25 protein-coding genes, 3 rRNA genes, 1 pseudogene and 1 riboswitch are annotated in these 24,633 nt (G+C 44.9%); of the genes and pseudogenes, 27 read left to right on the forward strand and 2 right to left on the reverse strand.

The annotated features are described in order from the left end of the window. Window positions 1-581 precede the first annotated feature (581 nt). The 4 genes from ACG3M1_RS04180 (at window position 582) to brnQ (ending at window position 7,128) form a co-directional block, all read left to right on the forward strand. Window positions 582-2,121 (forward strand): 16S ribosomal RNA (locus ACG3M1_RS04180). A 226-nt stretch (window positions 2,122-2,347) separates the two neighbouring features. Continuing rightward, window positions 2,348-5,254, forward strand: a 23S ribosomal RNA gene (locus ACG3M1_RS04185). A 68-nt stretch (window positions 5,255-5,322) separates the two neighbouring features. After that, window positions 5,323-5,436: ribosomal RNA gene (rrf, locus tag ACG3M1_RS04190) — 5S ribosomal RNA — on the forward strand. Together the 16S, 23S and 5S rRNA genes form the textbook arrangement of a ribosomal RNA operon. Window positions 5,437-5,775: 339 nt before the next feature. After that, a complete protein-coding gene (gene brnQ, locus ACG3M1_RS04195) occupies window positions 5,776-7,128 on the forward strand; it encodes a branched-chain amino acid transport system II carrier protein (protein ID WP_022300123.1) in 1,353 nt (450 codons plus the stop codon). Window positions 7,129-7,271: 143 nt separating this feature from the next. Here the strand turns inward: brnQ and ACG3M1_RS04200 are convergent, their stop codons facing one another. Continuing rightward, window positions 7,272-8,084 (reverse strand): HAD family hydrolase, encoded by an 813-nt coding sequence (locus ACG3M1_RS04200; protein ID WP_008818586.1) that lies wholly within the window; start codon window positions 8,082-8,084, stop codon window positions 7,272-7,274. 217 nt (window positions 8,085-8,301) lie between these two features. On the opposite strand from ACG3M1_RS04200, the gene rpsL reads away from it, so the two are divergent. From rpsL to tuf, 4 genes are all read left to right on the forward strand, one after another. After that, window positions 8,302-8,724 carry a 30S ribosomal protein S12 gene (rpsL, locus tag ACG3M1_RS04205; RefSeq protein WP_002607405.1) on the forward strand — a complete coding sequence of 141 codons (423 nt, stop codon included), beginning with the start codon at window positions 8,302-8,304 and terminating at the stop codon, window positions 8,722-8,724. Window positions 8,725-8,749: 25 nt separating this feature from the next. Continuing rightward, window positions 8,750-9,220 (forward strand): 30S ribosomal protein S7, encoded by a 471-nt coding sequence (rpsG, locus tag ACG3M1_RS04210; RefSeq protein ID WP_002607406.1) that lies wholly within the window; start codon window positions 8,750-8,752, stop codon window positions 9,218-9,220. Between the two features lie 15 nt (window positions 9,221-9,235). Then, window positions 9,236-11,314, forward strand: coding sequence for an elongation factor G (gene fusA / locus ACG3M1_RS04215; protein WP_008818587.1), 2,079 nt, complete (start codon window positions 9,236-9,238; stop codon window positions 11,312-11,314). A gap of 68 nt (window positions 11,315-11,382) precedes the next feature. Next, window positions 11,383-12,567 carry an elongation factor Tu gene (gene tuf / locus ACG3M1_RS04220; protein WP_002607408.1) on the forward strand — a complete coding sequence of 395 codons (1,185 nt, stop codon included), beginning with the start codon at window positions 11,383-11,385 and terminating at the stop codon, window positions 12,565-12,567. A gap of 233 nt (window positions 12,568-12,800) precedes the next feature. Here the strand turns inward: tuf and ACG3M1_RS04225 are convergent, their stop codons facing one another. Beyond that, window positions 12,801-14,252, reverse strand: a complete 1,452-nt coding sequence (locus tag ACG3M1_RS04225) for an ISL3 family transposase (RefSeq protein WP_008818588.1) — start codon at window positions 14,250-14,252, stop codon at window positions 12,801-12,803. 210 nt (window positions 14,253-14,462) lie between these two features. Here ACG3M1_RS04225 and ACG3M1_RS04230 point away from each other — a divergent pair, with 210 nt between their 5' ends. The 19 genes and pseudogenes from ACG3M1_RS04230 to rplX all read left to right on the forward strand — a co-directional run bounded on the left by ACG3M1_RS04230 (window position 14,463) and on the right by rplX (window position 24,628). Continuing rightward, complete coding sequence (locus tag ACG3M1_RS04230) at window positions 14,463-14,681, forward strand: hypothetical protein (RefSeq protein ID WP_008818589.1); 219 nt, start codon at window positions 14,463-14,465, stop codon at window positions 14,679-14,681. Then, a complete protein-coding gene (locus tag ACG3M1_RS04235; RefSeq protein ID WP_008818590.1) occupies window positions 14,662-14,973 on the forward strand; it encodes a YbjQ family protein in 312 nt (103 codons plus the stop codon). Before ACG3M1_RS04230 ends, ACG3M1_RS04235 begins: the two co-directional genes overlap by 20 nt. Before the next feature lie 55 nt (window positions 14,974-15,028). After that, window positions 15,029-15,117: riboswitch (TPP riboswitch) on the forward strand. 61 nt (window positions 15,118-15,178) lie between these two features. Further along, on the forward strand, window positions 15,179-15,946 hold the full coding sequence (locus ACG3M1_RS04240) for an ABC transporter permease (RefSeq protein WP_008818591.1): 768 nt from the start codon (window positions 15,179-15,181) through the stop codon (window positions 15,944-15,946). Continuing rightward, complete coding sequence (locus ACG3M1_RS04245) at window positions 15,943-16,941, forward strand: ABC transporter substrate-binding protein (RefSeq protein ID WP_008818592.1); 999 nt, start codon at window positions 15,943-15,945, stop codon at window positions 16,939-16,941. Before ACG3M1_RS04240 ends, ACG3M1_RS04245 begins: the two co-directional genes overlap by 4 nt. 23 nt (window positions 16,942-16,964) lie before the next feature. Next, window positions 16,965-17,705: an ABC transporter ATP-binding protein gene (locus ACG3M1_RS04250; protein WP_008818593.1), complete on the forward strand. Its 741-nt coding sequence runs from the start codon at window positions 16,965-16,967 to the stop codon at window positions 17,703-17,705. Beyond that, the gene (locus ACG3M1_RS04255; protein ID WP_008818594.1) at window positions 17,695-18,423 is read left to right on the forward strand and encodes a TatD family hydrolase; all 729 of its coding nucleotides are present in this window, start codon (window positions 17,695-17,697) and stop codon (window positions 18,421-18,423) included. The genes ACG3M1_RS04250 and ACG3M1_RS04255 overlap by 11 nt, the downstream gene beginning before the upstream one ends. A 297-nt stretch (window positions 18,424-18,720) precedes the next feature. Then, complete coding sequence (gene rpsJ, locus ACG3M1_RS04260; RefSeq protein WP_002607415.1) at window positions 18,721-19,032, forward strand: 30S ribosomal protein S10; 312 nt, start codon at window positions 18,721-18,723, stop codon at window positions 19,030-19,032. Between the two features lie 10 nt (window positions 19,033-19,042). Continuing rightward, complete coding sequence (rplC, locus tag ACG3M1_RS04265) at window positions 19,043-19,732, forward strand: 50S ribosomal protein L3 (protein ID WP_054344469.1); 690 nt, start codon at window positions 19,043-19,045, stop codon at window positions 19,730-19,732. 3 nt (window positions 19,733-19,735) lie between these two features. Further along, window positions 19,736-20,365: a 50S ribosomal protein L4 gene (gene rplD / locus ACG3M1_RS04270; RefSeq protein WP_008818595.1), complete on the forward strand. Its 630-nt coding sequence runs from the start codon at window positions 19,736-19,738 to the stop codon at window positions 20,363-20,365. Further along, a complete protein-coding gene (gene rplW / locus ACG3M1_RS04275; protein ID WP_002607418.1) occupies window positions 20,365-20,661 on the forward strand; it encodes a 50S ribosomal protein L23 in 297 nt (98 codons plus the stop codon). Before rplD ends, rplW begins: the two co-directional genes overlap by 1 nt. Window positions 20,662-20,720: 59 nt before the next feature. Further along, entirely contained in the window at window positions 20,721-21,554 is an 834-nt protein-coding gene (gene rplB, locus ACG3M1_RS04280; protein WP_008818596.1) for a 50S ribosomal protein L2, read from the forward strand. A gap of 19 nt (window positions 21,555-21,573) precedes the next feature. Further along, window positions 21,574-21,852: a 30S ribosomal protein S19 gene (rpsS, locus tag ACG3M1_RS04285; RefSeq protein ID WP_002607420.1), complete on the forward strand. Its 279-nt coding sequence runs from the start codon at window positions 21,574-21,576 to the stop codon at window positions 21,850-21,852. A 15-nt stretch (window positions 21,853-21,867) separates the two neighbouring features. Beyond that, the gene (gene rplV / locus ACG3M1_RS04290) at window positions 21,868-22,203 is read left to right on the forward strand and encodes a 50S ribosomal protein L22 (protein WP_002607421.1); all 336 of its coding nucleotides are present in this window, start codon (window positions 21,868-21,870) and stop codon (window positions 22,201-22,203) included. Between the two features lie 11 nt (window positions 22,204-22,214). Then, window positions 22,215-22,847: pseudogene (gene rpsC / locus ACG3M1_RS04295) on the forward strand (30S ribosomal protein S3); the annotation flags it as partial. A 162-nt stretch (window positions 22,848-23,009) separates the two neighbouring features. Next, window positions 23,010-23,426, forward strand: coding sequence for a 50S ribosomal protein L16 (gene rplP / locus ACG3M1_RS04300; protein ID WP_002607423.1), 417 nt, complete (start codon window positions 23,010-23,012; stop codon window positions 23,424-23,426). Between the two features lie 2 nt (window positions 23,427-23,428). Further along, the gene (gene rpmC, locus ACG3M1_RS04305; RefSeq protein WP_002607424.1) at window positions 23,429-23,629 is read left to right on the forward strand and encodes a 50S ribosomal protein L29; all 201 of its coding nucleotides are present in this window, start codon (window positions 23,429-23,431) and stop codon (window positions 23,627-23,629) included. A 16-nt stretch (window positions 23,630-23,645) separates the two neighbouring features. Further along, a complete protein-coding gene (gene rpsQ / locus ACG3M1_RS04310; RefSeq protein ID WP_002607425.1) occupies window positions 23,646-23,906 on the forward strand; it encodes a 30S ribosomal protein S17 in 261 nt (86 codons plus the stop codon). A gap of 17 nt (window positions 23,907-23,923) precedes the next feature. Next, the gene (gene rplN, locus ACG3M1_RS04315) at window positions 23,924-24,292 is read left to right on the forward strand and encodes a 50S ribosomal protein L14 (RefSeq protein ID WP_002607426.1); all 369 of its coding nucleotides are present in this window, start codon (window positions 23,924-23,926) and stop codon (window positions 24,290-24,292) included. Window positions 24,293-24,304: 12 nt separating this feature from the next. Continuing rightward, on the forward strand, window positions 24,305-24,628 hold the full coding sequence (rplX, locus tag ACG3M1_RS04320) for a 50S ribosomal protein L24 (protein ID WP_002607427.1): 324 nt from the start codon (window positions 24,305-24,307) through the stop codon (window positions 24,626-24,628). Window positions 24,629-24,633 lie beyond the last annotated feature (5 nt).

The following is a 24,633-nucleotide window of genomic DNA, read 5'->3' on the forward strand; positions in this document are numbered from 1 at the left end:
ATTCATATATATTAAAGAATGGTAGCGAATAGAAGCTGCACTTGGTATGTGAATCACAGTGACAGTATTTGTCACATGCGAGTGTGCTGGTAAGGTGCTTCCTTGTCATAATTGCATGATTGTGATGTCTGTATATGTGCTATGATTGCAGGAGAATGCTCCTTACTCATTTTGATTACAGAAGAAACGCTGTGTTAGCTGCTGACCTATGAATGTAGGAAGGAAATGAAGTACAATAGCATGCAGGAGCTGGAAAGCACATAAACAGGTGTAAAAGAAGAAAAGGTCTGTTATAGGTAAGGATTCTATAAAGAAATAGGCGATAAATTGAAAAAATGTTACATTCATAGCGGTTTAAAATAAAAAGGACAAAAAAATATAAAAAAAGAGTAGAAAATCGTTGACAATCATCCTTAAAAGAGGTATTATATACAGGCACCGAACGAAACAGCGGCGCACGAAATAGAAATTTCGGTCTTTGAAAACTGAACAGGAAACGTCAATTATTTGAGAAAACAATATTCTCGGTATAACGATAACTAAAATGAAATTCAAACGCAAGTCATGCGTTAGAGCTAAATCAAATGGAGAGTTTGATCCTGGCTCAGGATGAACGCTGGCGGCATGCCTAATACATGCAAGTCGAACGAAGTTTCGAGGAAGCTTGCTTCCAAAGAGACTTAGTGGCGAACGGGTGAGTAACACGTAGGTAACCTGCCCATGTGTCCGGGATAACTGCTGGAAACGGTAGCTAAAACCGGATAGGTATACAGAGCGCATGCTCAGTATATTAAAGCGCCCATCAAGGCGTGAACATGGATGGACCTGCGGCGCATTAGCTAGTTGGTGAGGTAACGGCCCACCAAGGCGATGATGCGTAGCCGGCCTGAGAGGGTAAACGGCCACATTGGGACTGAGACACGGCCCAAACTCCTACGGGAGGCAGCAGTAGGGAATTTTCGTCAATGGGGGAAACCCTGAACGAGCAATGCCGCGTGAGTGAAGAAGGTCTTCGGATCGTAAAGCTCTGTTGTAAGTGAAGAACGGCTCATAGAGGAAATGCTATGGGAGTGACGGTAGCTTACCAGAAAGCCACGGCTAACTACGTGCCAGCAGCCGCGGTAATACGTAGGTGGCAAGCGTTATCCGGAATCATTGGGCGTAAAGGGTGCGTAGGTGGCGTACTAAGTCTGTAGTAAAAGGCAATGGCTCAACCATTGTAAGCTATGGAAACTGGTATGCTGGAGTGCAGAAGAGGGCGATGGAATTCCATGTGTAGCGGTAAAATGCGTAGATATATGGAGGAACACCAGTGGCGAAGGCGGTCGCCTGGTCTGTAACTGACACTGAGGCACGAAAGCGTGGGGAGCAAATAGGATTAGATACCCTAGTAGTCCACGCCGTAAACGATGAGAACTAAGTGTTGGAGGAATTCAGTGCTGCAGTTAACGCAATAAGTTCTCCGCCTGGGGAGTATGCACGCAAGTGTGAAACTCAAAGGAATTGACGGGGGCCCGCACAAGCGGTGGAGTATGTGGTTTAATTCGAAGCAACGCGAAGAACCTTACCAGGCCTTGACATGGAAACAAATACCCTAGAGATAGGGGGATAATTATGGATCACACAGGTGGTGCATGGTTGTCGTCAGCTCGTGTCGTGAGATGTTGGGTTAAGTCCCGCAACGAGCGCAACCCTTGTCGCATGTTACCAGCATCAAGTTGGGGACTCATGCGAGACTGCCGGTGACAAACCGGAGGAAGGTGGGGATGACGTCAAATCATCATGCCCCTTATGGCCTGGGCTACACACGTACTACAATGGCGACCACAAAGAGCAGCGACACAGTGATGTGAAGCGAATCTCATAAAGGTCGTCTCAGTTCGGATTGAAGTCTGCAACTCGACTTCATGAAGTCGGAATCGCTAGTAATCGCAGATCAGCATGCTGCGGTGAATACGTTCTCGGGCCTTGTACACACCGCCCGTCAAACCATGGGAGTCAGTAATACCCGAAGCCGGTGGCATAACCGTAAGGAGTGAGCCGTCGAAGGTAGGACCGATGACTGGGGTTAAGTCGTAACAAGGTATCCCTACGGGAACGTGGGGATGGATCACCTCCTTTCTAAGGAGAAAGTACAAGAATAAGTAAAGAGTTATCGAACATTTCCTGTTCAGTTTTGGAAGACTGATCTTCCAAACGAAAAAGAAGTCGATCTTTGAAAACTGAATAACAGAAGACATATGAAGGTCTATAACGAAAGTTGTAAACAGCATAGATATTCACGAGTAGAAAGTTAAACAAAAACAGAAAACTCAAGCAAAGAAATGAACGCTTAAAACTTAATCGTGATTAAGTGAATAAGGGCGTACGGTGGATGCCTAGGCACTTGGAACTGAAGAAGGACGCAACAAACGGCGAAACGCGACGGGGAGTGGTACGTACACAAAGATCCGTCGATATCCGAATGGGGAAACCCGGCAGCAGTAATGAGCTGTCACCCATGAGTGAATACATAGCTCATGAGGGAGGTACCCGGAGAACTGAAACATCTAAGTATCCGGAGGAAAAGAAAATAAGAATGATTCCGTAAGTAGCGGCGAGCGAACGCGGAGGAGCCCAAACCAGATCTTGATCTGGGGTTGTAGGACCACGAAATGGCAAGAGCATGGCTAAGAGAACGGCATTGAAAGGCCGACCGGAGAGGGTGCAAGTCCCGTAACTGAAAGCAATGTGAAGCCTAGTGGTATCCTGAGTACGGCGAGACACGAGAAATCTTGTCGGAAGCAGGCGGGACCATCCGTCAAGGCTAAATATACCCAAGTGACCGATAGTGAACCAGTACCGTGAGGGAAAGGTGAAAAGAACCGCGGGAGCGGAGTGAAATAGAACCTGAAACCGTATGCTTACAAGAAGTCAGAGCCCGTTAAAGGGTGATGGCGTGCCTTTTGTAGAATGAACCGGCGAGTTACGTTATCGTGCGAGGTTAAGTAGAAGATACGGAGCCGAAGCGAAAGCGAGTCTTAATAGGGCGACAGTACGATGATGTAGACCCGAAACCGTGTGATCTAGCCATGACCAGGTTGAAGTTCAGGTGAAACTGAATGGAGGACCGAACCGACCCCCGTTGAAAAGTTGGCGGATGAGTTGTGGCTAGGGGAGAAATTCCAATCGAACACGGATATAGCTGGTTCTCCCCGAAATAGCTTTAGGGCTAGCGTCGAGGCAGAGTCGCATGGAGGTAGAGCACTGAATGTACGATGGCCCCATCCCGGGGTACTGAGTATAATCAAACTCCGAATGCCATGAAGACGTACTCGGCAGTCAGACTGTGGGTGATAAGGTCCATGGTCAAAAGGGAAACAGCCCAGACCGCCAGTTAAGGTCCCAAAATGTATGCTAAGTGGAAAAGGATGTGGGGATGCACAGACAACTAGGAGGTTGGCTCAGAAGCAGCCATCCTTCAAAGAGTGCGTAACAGCTCACTAGTCGAGTGACCCTGCGCCGAAAATGTACCGGGGCTAAGCATACTACCGAAGCTGCGGATTCAACTTTAGAGTTGAGTGGTAGGGGAGCGTTGCATGCACGTAGAAGCCGTACCGTAAGGAGCGGTGGAGAGCATGGAAGAGAGAATGCCGGTGTGAGTAGCGAGATGTAGGTGAGAATCCTACACACCGATAGCCCAAGGATTCCAGGGGAAGGTTCGTCCGCCCTGGGTAAGTCGGGACCTAACGCGAGGCCGAAAGGCGTAGTGGATGGAAAACAGGCAGATATTCCTGTACCCGCGATGGAAATGAAGGAATGACGGAGAAGGCTAGTGTGAGCCACTGAATGGATTGTGGTCGAAGCATATAGCAGGCTGACAGTGAAATGCGTCAGCAGGATGTAAGATGTGACAGGTAAGGGAACGTCCTCGGACAAGTACTGAAGCACATGATGCCAGCTTCCAAGAAAAGTTTCTAGTGATAATTCCATAGCGGCCCGTACCAAAACCGACACAGGTGGGCAAGGAGAGAATCCTGAGGTGAGCGAGAGAACTGTTGCCAAGGAACTCGGCAAAATGACTCCGTAAGTTAGCGATAAGGAGTGCTCTTGTAAAAGAGAGCCGCAGTGAAGAGGCCCAAGCGACTGTTTAACTAAAACACAGCTCTCTGCAAAGTCGCAAGACGAAGTATAGGGGGTGACGCCTGCCCGGTGCTGGAAGGTTAAGAGGATTTGTCATCCGCAAGGAGAAGCAATGAATTGAAGCCCCAGTGAACGGCGGCCGTAACTATAACGGTCCTAAGGTAGCGAAATTCCTTGTCAGGTAAGTTCTGACCCGCACGAAAGGCGTAACGATTTGGGCGCTGTCTCGGCAGCAGACTCGGTGAAATCTTAGTACCTGTGAAAATGCAGGTTACCCGCAACTAGACGGAAAGACCCCATGGAGCTTTACTGTAGCCTGATATTGAATTTTGATCAAAGATGTACAGGATAGGTGGGAGGCGAAGAGACGTGTACGCCAGTATACGAGGAGCCGCTGTTGGGATACCACTCTTGTTTGATTGAAGTTCTAACCTGCACCCATGAACTGGGTGAGGGACCGTGTCAGGTGGGCAGTTTGACTGGGGCGGTCGCCTCCTAAAGAGTAACGGAGGCGCCCAAAGGTACGCTCAGATTGGATGGAAATCAATCGACGAGTGCAAATGCAGAAGCGTGCTTGACTGTGAGACAAACAAGTCGAACAGGGACGAAAGTCGGGATTAGTGATCCGGCGGTGCCGAATGGAAGGGCCGTCGCTCAACGGATAAAAGCTACCCTGGGGATAACAGGCTGATCTCGCCCAAGAGTTCACATCGACGGCGAGGTTTGGCACCTCGATGTCGGCTCATCGCATCCTGGAGCTGAATTCGGTTCCAAGGGTTGGGCTGTCCGCCCATTAAAGCGGTACGCGAGCTGGGTTCAGAACGTCGTGAGACAGTTCGGTCCCTATCTGTTGTGGGCGTTGGAGATCTGAGGAGAGCTGTCCTTAGTACGAGAGGACCGGGATGGACCTACCGCTGGTGCACCAGTTGTTCCGCCAGGAGCATAGCTGGGTAGCTAAGTAGGGAAGGGATAAGCGCTGAAAGCATCTAAGCGCGAAGCCTACTCCAAGATGAGATCTCCCATTCGTATAACGAAGTAAGACCCCTTGAAGACGACGAGGTGGATAGGTCAGAGATGGAAGTGTAGCGATACATGGAGTTGACTGATACTAATAGGTCGAGGACTTAATCACACGTACCAGGTGGTACAAAAAGAAACTGTCAACTGTTATTCAGTTTTGAGGGGTAGACCTCAAAGTGATCTGGTGGCGATAGCGATGTGGACACACCTGTTCTCATCCCGAACACAGAAGTTAAGCATATCAGCGGCGACAATATCTGGACTGGCTCCAGTGAAGATAGCACGCTGCCAGGTAATCTGACTCATCTTACGATGGGTCTTTTTTTGTTTTGTGTCTTCTGTTCGATCTGTGGATTGTGTGCTCTTGGCAATAGCTTACATTTTCTTTTGCCATAACCTATATATAACTACAGTATCTTGTATACCGAAAATTGATTAGCAGTGTCTCTGATGTAACATTGCCAGTGAATGCTGATTACTGTTCTTTCTGTAATTATATACAGGCTAAGTCGAAAAATAGCTGCCGGATGCAGATTATGATTTACAGCAGTCAGTCTAAAACAGTGAAAAAGTGATTGCGTATCGCTTTGTTTTCCGCTATGATGAATAGGCGTGAATATAAGGAGCTTTTATATGAAGAAATTAACACTTATTCAAATTATATCGGTATCTATGATGCTTTTTGCAATTTTTTTTGGTGCCGGCAACATGATTTTTCCTCCTGCTATGGGACAACTGGCTGGAACGAGCTATATCAGTGCCCTTGCAGGCTTTATTCTGACTGATGCGGGTATTGCAATTCTTGGAGTAACAGCTGTTGTACTGGCAGGAACTTCTATGAGTGATCTGGGAAATCTGGTCAGTCGGAGGTTCGCTTTGGTTCTATCGGTTGGTGTTTATCTGTTAATCGGTCCGCTGTTTGCACTGCCAAGAACCGGAAGTGTTTCTTTTGAAATAGCATTGCTTCCCTACATAGGGGAAAACAATGCCATACTATGGTCATTGCTGTTTACAGCTGCCTTCTTCGGACTTACCTACTATCTGAGCAGCAACCCAAGCAGGATTGTGGATGTTGTCGGCAAATATCTGACGCCGGTCCTGCTGATCAGTATACTGGCTATCTTTATCGCCTCTCTTTTACAGGAAACAAGCAATGGTGCATTTTCTTTTGGAACCATGATGGAGCCGTCCCCTGCATATGCTGATATTCCGTTTTTTAAGGGCATGATCGAGGGCTATAATGCATTGGATGGACCGGCAGGGCTGGCATTTGCAATTCTTGTTATAACAGCAATTCGCAGTTATGGTGTTACAGATAAGAAATACATTGCTCGTTATACAATACTCTGCGGTCTTGGAGCGGCAGGCTTTCTGGCAGGTGTTTATTTTATGCTCACCTATGTCGGGGCCATTACGAATACGCCCTTCACAAACGGCGGAGCACTTCTGCATGCAGTAACAAATCATCTGTTTGGCGGTATCGGTGGAATCATTCTGGGAATTGCTGTTCTATTCGCCTGTCTTACAACCTCAATTGGACTGACAACATCCTTTGCGGATTATTTTCAAACCATACTGCCCAAACGCTGGACCTATAAAAGAATAGCTGCTGCTGTCTGCTTGTTCAGCTTTGTGATTTCCAATATTGGCTTAAGTCAGTTAATCACTGTATCACTCCCAATTTTGATTATGATATATCCGCTCACCGTGGTGCTGATGCTTCTGTCTTTTCTAAAACAGCGGATCGGATCACGGCGAATGGTGTATATCATGGCGATGCTGTTCACCTTTGCAGTATCCTTCGTAAATGGTATGGAAAGTGCAGGTGTTTCCTTGGGGATAATCAGTGACTGGTTTGCAGAGCTACCGTTTTATGAGCTGAGTATCGGCTGGATTCTACCCGCAGTGGCAGGTGCATTGATCGGACTTCTGCCATTCTGGCCAATGAACAATGAAGGATCAGGACTAACAGAAACCAGAGAATAAGAAAAGGAAGACCGTTCAATGAGCGGTCTTCTTCTGATATATGTAATTTCATTTTTTGACTCTCAATAGCCTTGACAACAAAGCATAATCACAACGCTGGAGTGTCTCCTTTTCATGCGTTATATCTGCCTGTTAAAAATATGCTATAGTTTGAGCTGCAGATTTAAAATTTTTTGTAATGCACGCGCTGTTCCATGGTCATAGACAGAGGCTGTCACCATGTTGGCAAAGGATTTTACGTAATCGGTGGCACTTCCCATGGCAACCCCCATACCTGCCATCTCCAGCATCTTGATATCATTGGTGCTGTCGCCAAAGCAAATGCATTCCTCCCAGGAAATCCCCTCTTTTTGCAGAACCTGATTGATTCCCACAAACTTATCGTTATTTGCATTGAATACATCAAAGCAGAAATGATCCTGTGCAACCTCGATCAGATCGCTGCGCAGCAGCGGATGCTTTGCAAGAAATTCCTCCAGGGAGCGCTGCTCCTTTGTCATCAGGACTGCATTATAGGCATTGTGCCGTTTATGATAAGAGCGCTGTTCATCATAGAACAGATAATTCAGAACATGGTGGTCTCGACAGAAATAATAAAACGGATAAAATTTATCATATATATAGGATGTATCTCCGAAATGGAACATCAGTCCGTTTTCCTGCTGCTCGCACCAGTCTACGATATCCTGCGTCGTCTGCCTGTCAAGCGGATTTTCAAACAGCAGGCGCTGCTCACGATCCAGAACATAGCCGCCGTTGATCATCACCATATAATCAAACTGTACACGCTCCAGAATCAGATTCATCTGATTCAGCGGTCGACCTGTTGCGGCACACACGATATAGCCCTGATCCCTCAATGCTTGAATCGCCTGAAGACTGGACTCCTGAATAATGTCGTTTTCTGTCTGATACAAGGTACCATCCATATCAAAAAACACGATTTTATAAGCCATACTTGAAACCTCTACTTTCCCTCTATGTCTATTCGTCCCCTATTATACTAGAATCTCAAATCTTTTACAAAGAAAAATAAAAAAGGTGTTGACAAGCTATTTCAGTTGCTTTATGATTATTAGGCAAGTGGATTTTTGAGGTTCCCGTTCTGCGGGAACTACATTTACACTTCGAAATGACACACCCGGAAATGTGTGTTAGTGAAAGGAGGATATTATGCCAACAATTAACCAATTAATTCGTAAAGGTCGTGAACAGAGCGTGAAGCTTTCCAAGTCACCAGCTCTGAATAGAGGATATAACTCAATCAAGAAACGTCCTACAAACTTAAGTGCACCTCAGAAACGTGGAGTTTGTACTCGTGTCGGAACAATGACACCGAAGAAACCAAACTCAGCGCTGCGTAAATATGCCCGTGTTCGTCTGAGCAACGGTATGGAGGTTACTGCCTACATTCCTGGTATTGGACACAACCTGCAGGAGCATAGTGTTGTAATGATCCGTGGAGGACGTGTTAAGGATCTTCCAGGTGTTCGTTACCACATCATCCGTGGTACACTGGACTGTGCCGGAGTTGCGAACCGTAACCAGAGCCGTTCCCTGTACGGAGCAAAACGCCCAAAAGAAGCTAAGAAATAATCAATTGTGAAAGGAGGAAATTCGAATGCCTAGAAAAGGACATGTAGCAAAACGTGATGTATTAGTAGATCCAATTTACAACTCCAAGCTGGTTACTCGTTTAATCAACAAGATCATGATTGATGGTAAAAGAGGGGTTGCACAGAAGATTCTGTACAATGCGTTCGATATTATTGAAGTAAAAACTAACGAAAAACCAATGGAAGTTTTCGAGAAAGCTCTGGAAAACGTAATGCCATTACTGGAACTTAAGGTTCGCCGTGTTGGTGGTGCCAACTACCAGGTCCCGGTGGAAGTATCCGCTGAAAGACGTCTGACTCTTGGTCTGCGTTGGATCGTGAACTATGCTCGTTTAAGAAACGAGAAAACAATGGAGCAAAGACTTGCTGCTGAAATCATGGATGCAGCAAACGGAAGTGGTGCATCTGTTAAGAAACGTGAGGACACTCACAAGATGGCAGAGGCAAACAAAGCATTTGCTCATTACCGCTGGTAAGAAAGGAGATCCATTATGCCACGTCAGTATTCATTAGAAAACACACGTAACATTGGTATCATGGCTCATATCGATGCTGGTAAGACAACAACTACAGAGCGTATTCTGTATTATACAGGTGTTAATCACAAAATCGGAGAGACTCACGATGGAGCTTCTACGATGGACTGGATGGCACAGGAGCAGGAACGTGGTATCACCATCACTTCTGCAGCAACAACTGCAGCATGGAAGGGTACCCGTATCAACATTATCGATACTCCAGGTCACGTTGACTTCACGGTTGAGGTTGAACGTTCCCTGCGTGTACTGGATGGTGCCGTAACGGTACTGGATGCAAAAGCCGGTGTAGAGCCTCAGACAGAAACCGTTTGGCGTCAGGCTACTACATATGGTGTTCCTCGTATCGTATTCTGTAACAAAATGGATGCAACAGGAGCTGACTTCCTGATGTCCTGCAAAACAATTGTAGATCGTCTGGGAGCTAAGTCCTGCCCGATTCAGCTGCCAATCGGTGCTGAATCCACTTTCACTGGTATCGTTGATATCATTAAAAGAAAATCTGAAATCTATACAAACGACTTAGGTACGGATATTCAGGAAGGCGATGTTCCGGAAGATCTGAAGGATCTGTGTGAGGAATACCGTTCCAAGCTGATTGACTACCTTGCTGATTATGATGAAGATTTCATGATGCAGGTACTGGAGGGTGAAGAACCTAGCGTTGAGGACATCAAGCGTGTTCTGCGCATCGCCGTATGTGCTGGTGATTTCTTCCCTGTATTATGTGGTTCTGCATATAAGAACAAGGGTGTTCAGATGGTTCTGGATGCTGTTGTTGAATATCTGCCTTCTCCACTGGATGTTCCTGCAATCAAGGGAACGCTGGAGGACGGAAGCGAATCCGAGCGTCATTCCAGTGATGAAGAACCATTCGCTGCATTGGCATTCAAAATCGCAACGGACCCATTTGTTGGAAAGCTTTCCTTCTTCCGTGTGTACTCCGGTACAGCAAAGGCAGGAAGCTACGTTCTGAACTCCACAAAGGGAAAAAGAGAGCGTTTTGGACGTATCGTTCAGATGCATGCCAACGCCCGTAAGGAAATCGATCAGGTATATGCAGGAGATATCGCTGCTGCCGTAGGTCTGAAGGTTACAACAACCGGAGACAGCTTATGTGCAGAGGATTCTCCAATCATTCTGGAATCCATGGAATTCCCGGAACCGGTTATCGAACTGTCTCTGGAACCGAAGACCAAGGCTGACCAGGATAAGATGGGTCTTGCTCTTGCGAAGCTTGCAGAAGAGGATCCTACCTTCAAAACCTATACAGACCAGGAAACAGGTCAGACAATTATCGCCGGTGTCGGTGAGCTTCACCTGGACATCATCGTTGACCGTCTGCGCCGTGAATTCAAGGTGGAAGCAAACGTTGGTCAGCCAATGGTTGCATACCGTGAAACCATTCGTGGTACTGCAGAGTGTGAAGGTAAATACATCAAGCAGTCCGGTGGTCGTGGACAGTATGGTCATGTATGGATCAAATTCGAGCCTCAGGAAGAGGGAAAAGGATTTGAATTTGTTGATGCTACTGTCGGAGGAAGCGTACCTCGTGAATACATCAAGCCTACAGAAGAAGGTCTGAGAGACGCACTGGCAAACGGTATCGTTGCAGGTTATCAGGTAATCGATATCAAAGCAACGCTGTTTGACGGTTCTTACCACGATGTCGATTCCAGTGAAATGGCGTACAAAATTGCGGCTAGCATGGCATTAAAGGCAGCTGCCAAGAAATGTAATCCGGTTATTCTGGAGCCGATCATGATGGTGGAGGTAACTGCACCGAATGAATATCTTGGATCTGTAATGGGTGATGTAAGCTCCCGTCGTGGTGCTATCGTTGACCAGGAAGAAAGAGGAAATGCGATTATCGTTAAGGCTCACATTCCGCTGTCAGAGATGTTCGGTTACGTTACAGACCTGCGTTCCTTCACTCAGGGACGTGGAAATTACTCTATGAAATTCGACCATTATGCCGAAGTACCGAAGAGTATTGCAGAAAAAATCATTAAAAACAATAGTTCTGAAAATTAACTGTTGCTTTTATAAAAACTTTGAATTAGAATATACTTGGAAACTAATAAATTAGGAGGAAAATTAAAATGGCAAAAGAAAAATTTGACCGTTCCAAAACACATGTTAACATTGGAACTATCGGACACGTTGACCACGGTAAAACTACGTTAACTGCTGCTATTACAAACGTTCTTGCAAAAGACGGTATGGCACAGGCACAGGCTTATGACCAGATCGATGGTGCACCTGAAGAAAAAGAACGTGGAATTACAATCAACACTGCACACGTTGAATATCAGACTGACAAGCGTCACTATGCACACGTTGACTGCCCAGGTCACGCTGACTACGTTAAGAACATGATCACTGGTGCTGCACAGATGGATGGTGCTATCCTGGTTGTTGCTGCATCTGATGGTCCTATGCCTCAGACTCGTGAGCACATCCTGCTTGCTCGTCAGGTAGGTGTTCCTTACATCGTTGTATTCCTGAACAAATGCGACATGGTTGATGACGAAGAACTGATCGACCTTGTTGAAATGGAAGTACGTGAGCTGTTAAGCGAGTACGGATTCGACGGAGATAATGCTCCAGTTATCCGTGGTTCTGCACTGAAGGCTCTGGAAGGTGACGACAAATACGTTGGCGCTATCAAAGAACTGATGGATGCAGTTGATGAATTCATCCCAGATCCAACTCGTGAAACTGACAAACCATTCCTGATGTCTGTAGAAGACGTTATGACAATCACAGGACGTGGTACAGTTGCTACAGGACGTGTTGAGCGTGGTGTAGTAAAACTGGGAGAAGAAGTTGAAATCGTTGGTATCAAGGATACTCAGAAAACTGTTGTTACTGGACTGGAAATGTTCCGTAAGCAGCTGGACTTCGCAGAATCCGGAGACAACATCGGTGCTCTGCTGCGTGGTATCAACCGTGATCAGATTCAGCGTGGACAGGTTCTTGCTAAACCAGGATCCGTACATCCACACACAAAGTTCAAGGCTCAGGTTTATGTATTAACAAAAGAAGAAGGTGGACGTCACACTCCATTCGTTTCTAACTACCGTCCTCAGTTCTACTTCCGTACAACTGACGTAACTGGTGTTATTACATTACCGGAAGGAACCGAAATGGTTATGCCTGGTGACAACGTTGAAATGAACGTTGAACTGATTGCTCCAATCGCTATCGAAAACAACACAAAGTTCTCTATCCGTGAGGGTGGACGTACTGTTGGTTCCGGTAACGTTACAGAAATCATCGAGTAATTTTATAAAAACAATGAAAAGAGCACAATTGTGCTCTTTTTTCTGTGTGTTGTATCTTTTTGGCTATCCAAATTTTTTAGGGGTTTTCGCCAGAAATTTGGGGGTCAACTTTGGGGGAGAGAAAAAATAAAGGCTAAAAATTAAGACCCCTAAAGTTAAAATCAAGAGAATCAGTGAAAAAACATTCTGATTCTCTTTTTTTGGTTATGCTTCTGTACAAATTCTTAATCTCTTTATTCTTTTACTTTATATTTACCACGTTTCTTTCCAACATAGCTATGTACTTCATTAGATGATTTGGGCGTATTTCTCAATGCAGGTCTATTTCTGGTAGACCATAAGATTCGATTTCTAGTATAATTAAAATTAGAGGAACCTCGTGAGTTTCTCTTATAATCTTTCGGCTTTCGGTTGAATGATTCCATAGGTCCATTGGATAAACGTGCATAGTAACGCTCATTATCCTTTGCACTACGTCTTGATACCTCAGTTATAGTAAATGAGCGGGCAATCTCATGCTTATATTTATCAAGGTATTGTGAGAAAAGACAAGGAATGTAACCTCTGAGAGCCTTAAATTCTTCAATCATTTTTAATAATTCTTGCATTACTTCATCTTCAGAACTAAAGTGAGTATTATTGAATCTAATATATTTTTCTTTCACATCTCTGATTATATTGAACTTAGGATCTAGTGAGAGAAATAGTTTTTCAATAGTATATGTATCTGCGTACATTCTAAGAGAGCTGTGGTAATACCTTTTGTCAGAGTAATTGATATTGTCTTGATTCTTCAAAAGCACCCAGCGATATTTTCTAAGCAAGATAACTTCTTGTGATTCCTGAATCGTTTTATTGTCTCTATTGGTGTCATGATTTTGTTTTTCAAGCCTTTTAAGATCTCTATCTTTATATGCTTTCATTACTGAATTGATATAAGTATTAATCAATCCTAATAAATATTTAACAACATGAAAACTATCTAAAATCGACACAGCATTTGGAAAGAAATGCTTGGGTAATTCAAGATAAGGCTTATATGCATCAGAAATAATATAACGAACATGTTTTCTTTCTTCGTATGGAATGGAGAAGAAGTAGTTTTCAATGGTATGATGCCATCGGTTATGCAAGATGTCAACAATCTCTCCAGAAGTAAAGTCCATAAGAATCAAGGCATATTTCTCTTTTTCAGAAATATCAATATGTACTTCATCAACGGAAAGAAACTCAGGAAGAGTTAAACGTGGCAAATCCACGTAAGCAGTGAAAAGATCGTGAACTTGAGTATCAGATAAATTGAATTGTCTGGCAATAGATGCGGTAGAACGATCAAGGTCTTTCATAGCCTCTAAAACTAGTAGAGGAGTAATATCAGAGGATTGTTTATAACGCTGAAAGAATGGGAAATCTTCATTAACATATGTGGAACAGTTAGTGCATTTCCACTTTCTTTGGCTCACGATAAAGATGATGCAAGTTCCGTCTTGTAAGACAGGGTGTTTGATTTTGCGCTTATAAATACCTTTTGAGTGCATTCTGCAAGAACAATTAGGGCAATAAGACGGGATAGATGGTCGAGAGATATATACATACTTGGTATCAGCGATGATTTCAACATCGTTGATGATAATAGAACCATCATCGGGAATGTTTAATAATTTAAATAGATAAGAATGATCCATGATTACCTCCTTCACAGAAGCATAACCAATAGAACATTATAGAAAAAGAAACAGATGAATGCCACCTGTTTCTTTTGGGATTTATCCCCCTAAAGTGTCCCTCAAAGTTCAGACCCCTAAATTGACCCCTAAAGTTTAGCCCCCCAAATATTTTGGATACCCATCTTTTTTGTAGTATAATACAGGTAACGACAGAAGGGAGTGGGCAGTATGAACAGAAAAATGCTGGCACCTATCATAATTGGCATTTTGATTGCATTTTATATGATGATTTGGATCAGCTCCCTGTTTTTTCTGGATGCACCGGAGTTTCTCGTGATCCTGTTTGGCATCCCCATGCTGGCACTGCTTTTTCTGTGGATACATGTTGTCAAGGAACGGCTTGACGAGATAAGGAGCGGAGAAGAAGATGATCTTAGTAAATACTGATTACATTACCGGGAAAACGCTGAATATGCTGGGACTAGTAAAGGGAAGTACGATTCAGACAAAGAATATCGGTAAGGATATTTCTCAGGGCTTTAAGACACTGGTTGGCGGTGAGCTGAAGGCATACAATGAAATGATGAATGAGGCACGTGCACTGGCAACGAAGCGAATGGTGGAGGAGGCAGAGGCTCTCGGTGCTGACGCTATTGTCAACATCCGTTATGCATCCAGTGCCATCATGGGTGGTGCCTCAGAGGTTATAGCCTATGGTACAGCGGTAACCTTCCTGTAAAAGCAGCTTGTCTGCTTTTTTCTTTTCTTTTTTACACGGAGCGTGTATAATGATAGTGTCATGACAGGGGTGCCGTAAGGCTGAGACAGTCCCTTATGACCTGATCTAGTTAATGCTAGCGTAGGGAGTCATATCTATCTTGAGTATTAGATTGGTTCACTTACGCCTCATGGAGGTGTTTTTTTATTGGAAAGGAGAGCTATGGATGAAGCGTTTAAAAAGAATCGGTATGCCGCTGCTCACGCTGCTTCTGGTACTGGCAGTATGGGAAGGCTGTGTTCATGTATTTGATATTGATTTGTATATTCTGCCGGCGCCCTCAAACATCCTACAGGCGCTGTTTGCGAATCGCGATATACTGTGGCTGCATTCAATGGTAACGCTGCAGGAAGCTGTCATTGGTCTACTGATCGCTACACTGCTCGCAATCGTAATTGCGATTGGCATGGATCTTTCCCTGCTGTTTAAACACAGCATATTTCCCCATCTGGTTGTTACGCAGACCGTACCGGTCATGGTGCTGGGACCGCTGTTTTCCATTTGGCTGGGATTCGGCATGGCACCGAAGATTCTAATGGTCATCTTCATGTGCTTCTTTCCGGTCGCAATCGCCTTCTGTGACGCGCTGGGTAAAGTAGACGAGCATCAGATCAGTCTGCTGAAAAGCTTCGGAGCAAAAAAATGGCAGATATATGCATATGTGAAGATACCGGCGGCCTCCACTGCACTTTTTTCCGGATTGAAGGTAGCAGCTACCTACTGTATCGGTGGTGCTATCGTCGGAGAGTGGCTGAGTGCATCCGCAGGACTTGGATACTATATGATCCGTGTAAAAAACGGCTATATGCTGGATAAGGTGTTTGCCTGCGTAGTGGTTATTATCGCGCTGAGTCTGCTGCTGCATGGGGCGGTGGTATTGCTGGAGGCGGTGTTGTTTCCATATGCGAGAAAGAAAAGAGGGAAAGCGAAATGAAGAAATTAGGCTGTATGCTGATGGCTGTGCTGATGGCTGTCGCAGTGAGTGGATGTTCTGATAAAAAGGAAGCATCTGAAAACAAGGAAACAGAAAAAAAGGTAACACTGATTCTGGATTATCTTCCAAACACCAATCATACCGGTTTCTATGTGGCGAAGGAAAAAGGCTTTTTCAAGGAAGAAGGCTTGGATGTGGATATCATTGAGCCGGGAGACGATTCGACAAGTGCAACACTGGTTGCCGCAAACAAGGGAGAATTCGGTGTCAGCTATCAGGAGGACGTCACGTATGCGAGAACGGCGGAGGAACCATTGCCGATTCGTGCAATTGCGACCATCATCCAGCATAATACAAGCGGTTTTGTATCATTGAAAAAGGAAAATATCAAGTCACCGAAGGATTTCGAGGGAAAGGTTTATGCCGGATGGCAGGCACCGAGTGAGGAAGCAGTGGTAAAGGCGGTAATGACAGCCGCAAAGGCAGATTTCTCCAAGCTGACGATGGTGGGGGCAGATGGCAGCGGCTTTGCTTCCCTTGGCAAGAGTGTGGATATCCAGTGGGAATTTGAAGGCTGGGCAGTCACAAAGGGAAGAATGGAAGGCTATGACCTGAATTACATACCGTTACGCGAGCTGGATGAGCGCCTCGATTATTATACACCGGTCATTATCACCAGTGAAAAGATGATCAAGGAAGATCCGGAAACGGTTCAGAAATTTATGAATGCGGTAAAGAAGGGATATGAATATGCAATTGAACACCCGGATGCAGCCGCTGAAATATTAAGTAAATATGCACCTGATTATGATTTAAAATTCCTGAAGGAAAGTCAGAAATATCTGAGCAGTGAATATGCCAGAGATGCGGACAGCTGGGGTGTTATGAAGGATTCCGTATGGGATAACTATACTGCCTTTATGTATGAAAACAAGCTGATCACTGAAAAAATCAAGGCGGATGAACAGTATACCAATGAATTTGTAACGAAATAAAAAAAACGACACAGGAGGTCATCATGAAATTACGAGTGGAGGATATGGCAATCTCTTTTGATAACAGAAGAATACTGGAGCATGTCGGCTTTCATGTGGAAGAGGGAGAGTTTACTGCGCTGATTGGACCAAGCGGATGTGGAAAGTCCACATTGCTGAACATACTGGCAGGGCTTTTGGATTGTGAAGAGGGAACCTTTTATGTGGATGATGTGCAGGTTAGCGGCGTATCCTCCCACTTTGCCTATATGCCCCAGGATGATCTTCTTCTGCCGTGGAAGAATATTCTGGATAATGTTTGTTTATATGGAAAGCTTCACGGGCATGTGAAGGAAGCCAGAGAGCAGGCCTTGCAGGAGTTCGAGGCATTCGGATTGAAGGGATATGAACAGGCTTATCCCTATGAACTATCCGGTGGTATGCGGCAGCGGGCTGCGTTTTTACGGACGGCACTTTGCAGTGCGGATATCCTATTGCTGGATGAACCCTTCGGTGCGCTGGATGTCATCACCCGCAATGATATGCAGGACTGGCTGCTGAAGCTGAGAAGTGAATTAAACAGAACGATGCTGCTGGTGACCCATGATATTGAAGAGGCCCTGTATCTGGCAGACCGCATTCTGATTCTTAGCGGATCACCTGCTTCCATCTGTAGGGAAATTTCTTTAAAGGATTACAAAAAAAGCAGGGAATGGCTGTATGATCAGGGCGGACTGAAGAAGGAGATCTATCAGCTGCTGAAGGAGGGGACACATGATCGTTGATGCGCATATGCATATGGAGGAAGCTTATCCGGCAGAAATCTTAAAAGAACAGGACATTGCCTGTATCGCCAATGCCGCAACACCTGAAGAATATAAGAACTTAAGAAAGCTGCAAGAGAAGAATCCTTTCCTATGGATCAGTGCCGGTATTCATCCATGGAAGGTGGATGAGGTTCACTGGGATGCAATGCTGCCGATTCTTGAGGAAGTGGACATCATCGGTGAAATCGGATTGGATACGGTCTGGTGTAACACGGATATGACGTTGCAGTCCCGGCTGTTTGAGCAGCAGCTTGCTTTTGCACAGCGATATCAGAAACCGGTGATTCTGCATCTGAAGGGAAGAGAAAAGGAAGCACTTGAATATTTGCGTCACTATGAAAACCGGTATCTGGTGCACTGGTATTCCTGTGATGCATGGCTGCAGGAGTATATTGATCTGGGCTGCTGGTTTACCGTCGGTCCTTCGCTGCCCTTCGATGAAGCGGTACAGCATGTGGCAGCCTGTGTCCCACTGGATCGAATGCTGGTGGAAACGGATGGTATTTCCGCATGTACGTGGTGTGAGAATCGTAAGGTCGCACCAAAGGAGCATGGAGCCATATTAAAACGCAGTATGCACAAAATCAGTGAAATACGTAACATATCCTATGAGAAGCTGCAGGAACAGATGGTGCTTAACTGTGAAAAATTTATTGGGCAGCGATTCCCGTTTTAATGAAAACTTCTATCAATTTAGAAGTTTTTTTACGTGTTTTTTATCAAAAAAAGCATGTAAACGCTCTCATAAACCATTGATTTTCAGCAGGGAACGCATTCGGAAAAGATTATGAAAAAAACTAAAAAAAGCCGTAATTAACGCTTGTAATCAACATTTGGATGTGTTAGAATATTATCACGACCGCGAGGACATGCGAGGTTGCCGACCCACTGAGAAACGTTGTCATGGACGGCGAGGTCGGGGAATTCGCATCGAGCGAGTCTATAGTCCATATAGGCGAAAGGAGATATATTCATGGCAAAAAATAGCGTAAGAATTCGCTTAAAAGCTTATGAGCACAGAATCTTGGATGCATCCGCAGAAAAGATCGTGCAAGCGGCACAAGCTCACGGTGCTAAAAAAATTGTTGGACCAGTACCTCTTCCAACTGAAAAGCAGGTGGTTACAATCCTGCGTGCGGTACACAAATACAAAGATTCTCGCGAGCAGTTCGAGATCAGAACGCACAAACGTTTAATTGAGATTGTCGGACCTACAGCAGAAACAATCGACTCACTGAGTCGTCTGGAGCTGCCTAGTGGTGTTGACATCGAAATTAAGCTGTAATGGAGGTGACATCATGAAAGGTATTCTAGGACGCAAACTTGGGATGACACAGGTCTTCACAGAAGATGGAACACTGATTCCTGTAACTGTAGTTGAGGCTTGTCCAAATGTTGTATTACAGAAGAAAACAGTGGAAAACGACGGATACGAAGCTGTGCAGTTAGGTTTTGAAGATGTTAAAGAAACACGCAGCACAAAAGGTGAAGCCGGACATGCTGCGAAAGCAAACACTGCTCCAAAAAGATTTGTCAAGGAAGTTCGCGACAGCGAATTTGCTGATCTGGAGCTGGGTGCTGAAGTTAACGTAGGAATCTTCAGTGCCGGAGAAACAGTAGATGTTATCGGTACATCCAAGGGGAAAGGATTCATGGGTACGATCGTTCGTAACAATGCGAAAATCGGTCCTAAGAGCCATGGTTCCGGACACCACAGACATATCGGTTCCCTTGCTACAAACGGTATTACCTCTCGTCAGGGTAAAATCTTAAAGGGTACGATGATGGCTGGTCAGGAAGGTGGTTACAGAACTACAAACCAGAACCTGACAGTGATCAAGGTTGACGTTGAAAACAACTACTTATTGATTAAAGGAAACGTGCCTGGGCCAAAACGTGGAATGGTTATGGTGCGCACTGCTAAATGTTCCAAGGGCAATACAGAACCTGTAACATTAGTGGATTACACGAAAGAGGAGGAATAAAAGATGCCTAAGATGGTCGTATTAAGCCAAACTGGTAAAGAGCTGAATGAAATCACTCTTGCAGATACAGTATTTGGCATCGAGCCAAATCAGCAATGTATCTTCGATGCTGTCATTATGCAGAGAGCATCTATGCGTCAGGGTACTCACGATACCAAAAACCGTACAGAAGTACGCGGTGGTGGACGTAAGCCTTGGCGTCAGAAGGGAACCGGACGTGCTCGTCAGGGATCCATTCGTGCTACACAGTGGAGAGGCGGAGGAATTGTATTCGGTCCGACTCCGAGAAACTATGGCTACAAGCTGAACAAAAAAGTTCGTCGTCTGGCTCTGAAATCAGCTCTGTCTGAAAAAGTGCTGGAAAACGCAATGAGCGTTGTTGATAAGTTTGAGCTGGAAGCTCCAAAAACAAAAGCTTTCAATCAGATTATCGCTGATATCAACGCACCTAAGAAAACCTTATTCGTAGTATCTGAAGGTGAAGATTTTGAAAACGCATTCCTGAGCATGAGAAACATCCCTACCATGATGATGCTTACTGCTGATGGATTAAATGTTTACGATATCGTAAATGCTAACAAAATCGTCTTTACAGAAGCTGCTGTGAAAGATGTTGAGGAGGCACTTGCATAATGGAAAACTACAAGGATATCATCATCCGTCCAATCATCACTGAAAAAACGATGAGATACATGGACGCAGATAACAAAGTAACGTTTGAAGTTAAAAAGGGAACCAACAAAACACAGGTAAAACAGGCCGTGGAAGCTATCTTCGGTGTCGATGTTGAGAAAGTGAACATCGTGAATGTGAAACCGAAAACCAAGAGAATGGGTAAATATGTTGGTACTACCAAGAATGTCCGTAAAGCCTATGTGAAAATCAAGGAAGGTCAGGACATCAACTTATTCGGCGAAGAAGCTGAATAAGTTCAGGAAGAAGCACGCTATTTCCTGAATAAATATTGCGTAAGGAGGAAATTGACAATATGCCAATTAAGAAGTATAAGCCGACCACTCCAGGTCGTCGTGGTATGACAAGTTTGTCTTATGAAGAAATTACGACAGACAAACCAGAAAAAAGTCTGTTGCAGCCACTGAAAAGCAAAGGTGGACGCAATAACAATGGACGTATTACTACTCGTCATCAGGGTGGTGGACACAAAAGAGCTTACCGTGTGATTGATTTCAAGAGAAACAAAGATGGTATCCCTGCTCGTGTGGCTACCATTGAATACGATCCAAACCGCTCTGCAAATATCGCTTTGCTGAATTATGCAGATGGTGAAAAACGCTACATCATCGCCCCTAAGGGATTGACAGTTGGTATGAATATTATCTCTGGTGAAGGTGCTGATATCAAAGTTGGTAATGCAATGGAATTGAAGGACATTCCTGAAGGTACGTTCATTCATAACATTGAATTAAGACCAGGTAAAGGTGGACAGCTGGCTCGTTCTGCTGGTGCATCCGCACAGATTCTTGGTGTTGAAGAAAAATATACAACGGTTCGTTTGGCTTCTGGTGAGGTTCGTAGAATCCTGTCTAATTGCCGTGCAACCATCGGTCAGGTCGGTAACGAAGATCACAGTCTGGTAAACTATGGTAAAGCTGGACGTATGAGATGGAAGGGTGTTCGCCCGACTGTTCGTGGTTCCGTTATGAACCCTAATGATCACCCTCATGGTGGTGGTGAAGGACGTACTCCGGTAGGACGTAAATCTCCAATGACACCTTGGGGTAAGAAAGCTATGGGTGTGAAAACACGTAAAGCGAAAAAAGCGTCAACGAAACTGATCGTTCGTCGTCGTAATGGCAAATAGGCAAAGGAGGAAATGAAAAATGAGTCGTAGTCTTAAAAAAGGCCCGTTCTGTGATGACCACTTAATGAAAAAAGTGGATGAGCTGAACAAAGCCGGTAAAAAACAAGTTATCAAAACCTGGTCACGTCGTTCAACTATATTCCCTCAGTTTGTGGAACATACATTTGCCGTTTACAACGGTAAGGAGCACCTGCCTGTTTACGTTACAGAAGATATGGTAGGACACAAGCTTGGTGAATTCGTGCCAACCCGTAAATACGGTGGTCACGGCGATAATGACAAGAAAGCTAAACGATAAGGAGGAAACGTTATAATGGAAGTTAAGTCAACAGCGAAAACATTACGTATCCCACCTAGAAAAGCTCGTATTGTTATCGATTTAATCCGTGGGAAAGATGCTGCTGAAGCAGCTGCAATCTTGAAGTTCACACCGAACGTTGCAGCGGAAGCAGTTGGTAAGGTATTGAAATCTGCAGTAGCAAATGCAGTGAATAACCATGATATGGATGAAGAAAAGCTGTACGTAAAGGCATGCTATGCAAACGAGGGTGTAACTCTGAAACGTTTCATGCCACGTGCAAAAGGATCTGCTAGTGCGATCCACAAACGCACCAGCCACATTACTGTTGTGGTTGACGAGCGTGATTAAGGAGGTAGCTCATGGGACAGAAAGTTAGTCCGATCGGATTGCGTGTCGGTGTCATCCGTGACTGGGAGTCCAGATGGTACGCTGACAAGGATTATGCCGATTTATTATTGGAAGATGTAAAGATTCGTGAATTCCTGTTCGCTGAGTGCAAGAATGCATCAGTGTCCAGAGTTGAGATCGAACGTTCTAAAAACCGTGTGGAAATCATGATCCGTACCGCTCGTCCAGGTGTGATCATCGGGACAAACGGTGAAAACGTTGAAATGCTGAAGAAAAAAGTTGAGAAGCTGACTGGTGGAAAGAACATCTACCTGAAGGTTCTGGAAATTGCAAACCCGGATCTGGACGCAAAACTGGTTGCCCGCAGCATTGCGGATCAGCTGGAGCAGCGTGCTTCCTTCCGTACTGCACAGAAGAAAGCAATCCAGAGAACGATGCGTGCTGGTGCAAAAGGTATTAAGACAGCTGTATCCGGTCGTTTAGGCGGAGCTGATATGGCTCGTACCGAAGGCTACAGCGAAGGTGTTGTACCTCTGCACACACTGCGTGCAGATATCGATTATGCTTGGGAAGAAGCATCTACGACTTACGGTCGTTTAGGTGTAAAGGTTTGGATTTGCCGTGGTGAAGTTCTGCCAGGACAGATGGTTCAGGAACCGGAAGCTCCGAAGAACAACATGAACGACAGACGCCGCAATCGCCGTGGTAATCGTGGTGGAAACAGAAACAACAGCCAGAGAAACAATAACAACAGAAACTCTGCTGGTGGAAATGCTCCTAGAAAAGCGGAAGGAGGAAAATAATTTATGTTAATGCCTAAGAGAACTAAATATAGAAGACCTCACCGTTTAAGCTACGAGGGACGTGCAAAAGCCGGTCGTGAAGTATCTTTTGGTGAATATGGTCTAATGGCTGACACTGGTGCTTACGTCAGCAACCGTCAGATCGAGGCCGCTCGTATTGCCATGACTCGTTACATGAAGCGTGGTGGTAAGGTTTGGATCCGTATCTTCCCTCACATGGCAAGAACGAAAAAACCTCTTGAAGTACGTATGGGTTCTGGTAAGGGTGCTCCTGAAGGATGGGTAGCAGTTGTAAAACCGGGCCGTGTTATGTTTGAAATCGCCGGTGTACCTGAAGAAGTGGCACGTGAGGCATTCCGTCTTGCTGCTCACAAGCTGCCGGTGAAGACAAAATTTGTTGTTAGAAAAGGAGAGAAGTAATTATGACAGCGAAAGAGATCAGAGAAAAAAGCAACACTGAATTATTACAAGAGATCGAAACGCTTAAAGATGAACTTTTTAATCTTCGTTTCCAACAAGCTACAGGTCAGTTGACAAACACTGCACGTATGAAGACAGTGAAAAAGACAATTGCCCGTATCAAAACTGTGATGACTGAGCGCGAGCTTGGTAGTCAGGATTAAGGAGGATCACTAAGTTATGGAAAGATCTAACCGTAAAGTATATCGCGGGACTGTAGTTTCCGACAAGATGGATAAGACAATTACTGTTATTGTTGAAACAAAGAAAACACACCCGTTATACGGAAAACGTGTAAAATATTCTAAGAAATTTAAAGCGCATGACGAAAACAATGAAGCTAGAATGGGAGACAAGGTAGAAATCATGGAAACACGTCCATTGTCTGCTACCAAGAGATTCCGTCTGGTGAAAATCGTCGAAAAAGCTGTACAGCTGTAATCAGGAGGTAGACATTCATGATCCAGAATGAAAGTAGATTACGCGTCGCTGACAACACGGGAGCCAAAGAAGTTCTGGTTATCCGCTGCTTAGGCGGAAGCGTTCGTAAGTTTTCAAACATCGGGGATATCGTTGTCTGTGCTGTAAAGCAGGCTGCTCCTGGTGGAACTGTAAAAAAAGGTGACGTTGTCAAGGGTGTAATCGTACGTACAAAACGTGGCGTTCGCCGTGACAACGGAACATACATCAAATTTGATGACAATGCGGTTGTCCTGATCAAGGACGACAATACACCGCGTGGAACTCGTATTTTCGGACCAGTTGCACGTGAGCTGCGTGACAAGGACTTCATGAAAATTGTGTCTTTGGCACCAGAAGTACTGTAAGGAGGTGTCTTTGTGAAAATCAAAAAAGGTGATAAGGTTCAGGTTATTACAGGTGCTTACAAGGGCACTATCGGTGAAGTAACCAAAGTTTTCCCTAAGGAAGACAAAGTAATCGTGGAAGGTGTCAACCTGGTGAAGAAGCATCTGAAGCCTACACAGGCAAATCCGGATGGCGGAATCATCGAGAAGGAAGCTCCGATCCATGTATCCAACGTAATGGCTTACGATTCCAAAGCGAAGAAGGCAAGCCGTGTCGGTTATGAAACAAAAACTGACAAAAAAGGTAACACAGAAAAGGTACGCGTCTACAAAAAAACCGGCGCTGAAGTTAAGTAGGGAGG

The organism is Clostridium sp. 10cd* (genome assembly GCF_044336395.1).
Taxonomy (GTDB): domain Bacteria; phylum Bacillota_I; class Bacilli_A; order Erysipelotrichales; family Erysipelotrichaceae; genus Clostridium_AQ; species Clostridium_AQ innocuum.

Coding starts and splice junctions, on each gene's coding strand:
- ACG3M1_RS04200 (WP_008818586.1), bottom strand. CDS start 8,084: ATGGCTTATAAAATCGTGTTTTTTGATATGGATGGTACCTTGTATCAG.
- rpsG (WP_002607406.1), top strand. CDS start 8,750: ATGCCTAGAAAAGGACATGTAGCAAAACGTGATGTATTAGTAGATCCA.
- rpsS (WP_002607420.1), top strand. CDS start 21,574: ATGAGTCGTAGTCTTAAAAAAGGCCCGTTCTGTGATGACCACTTAATG.
- ACG3M1_RS04235 (WP_008818590.1), top strand. CDS start 14,662: ATGATCTTAGTAAATACTGATTACATTACCGGGAAAACGCTGAATATG.
- rpsJ (WP_002607415.1), top strand. CDS start 18,721: ATGGCAAAAAATAGCGTAAGAATTCGCTTAAAAGCTTATGAGCACAGA.
- rpsL (WP_002607405.1), top strand. CDS start 8,302: ATGCCAACAATTAACCAATTAATTCGTAAAGGTCGTGAACAGAGCGTG.
- rpsQ (WP_002607425.1), top strand. CDS start 23,646: ATGGAAAGATCTAACCGTAAAGTATATCGCGGGACTGTAGTTTCCGAC.
- rpmC (WP_002607424.1), top strand. CDS start 23,429: ATGACAGCGAAAGAGATCAGAGAAAAAAGCAACACTGAATTATTACAA.
- ACG3M1_RS04240 (WP_008818591.1), top strand. CDS start 15,179: ATGAAGCGTTTAAAAAGAATCGGTATGCCGCTGCTCACGCTGCTTCTG.
- rplD (WP_008818595.1), top strand. CDS start 19,736: ATGCCTAAGATGGTCGTATTAAGCCAAACTGGTAAAGAGCTGAATGAA.
- ACG3M1_RS04255 (WP_008818594.1), top strand. CDS start 17,695: ATGATCGTTGATGCGCATATGCATATGGAGGAAGCTTATCCGGCAGAA.
- brnQ (WP_022300123.1), top strand. CDS start 5,776: ATGAAGAAATTAACACTTATTCAAATTATATCGGTATCTATGATGCTT.
- tuf (WP_002607408.1), top strand. CDS start 11,383: ATGGCAAAAGAAAAATTTGACCGTTCCAAAACACATGTTAACATTGGA.
- fusA (WP_008818587.1), top strand. CDS start 9,236: ATGCCACGTCAGTATTCATTAGAAAACACACGTAACATTGGTATCATG.
- rplB (WP_008818596.1), top strand. CDS start 20,721: ATGCCAATTAAGAAGTATAAGCCGACCACTCCAGGTCGTCGTGGTATG.
- ACG3M1_RS04245 (WP_008818592.1), top strand. CDS start 15,943: ATGAAGAAATTAGGCTGTATGCTGATGGCTGTGCTGATGGCTGTCGCA.
- rplW (WP_002607418.1), top strand. CDS start 20,365: ATGGAAAACTACAAGGATATCATCATCCGTCCAATCATCACTGAAAAA.
- ACG3M1_RS04230 (WP_008818589.1), top strand. CDS start 14,463: ATGAACAGAAAAATGCTGGCACCTATCATAATTGGCATTTTGATTGCA.
- ACG3M1_RS04250 (WP_008818593.1), top strand. CDS start 16,965: ATGAAATTACGAGTGGAGGATATGGCAATCTCTTTTGATAACAGAAGA.
- rplV (WP_002607421.1), top strand. CDS start 21,868: ATGGAAGTTAAGTCAACAGCGAAAACATTACGTATCCCACCTAGAAAA.
- rplN (WP_002607426.1), top strand. CDS start 23,924: ATGATCCAGAATGAAAGTAGATTACGCGTCGCTGACAACACGGGAGCC.
- rplP (WP_002607423.1), top strand. CDS start 23,010: ATGTTAATGCCTAAGAGAACTAAATATAGAAGACCTCACCGTTTAAGC.
- ACG3M1_RS04225 (WP_008818588.1), bottom strand. CDS start 14,252: ATGGATCATTCTTATCTATTTAAATTATTAAACATTCCCGATGATGGT.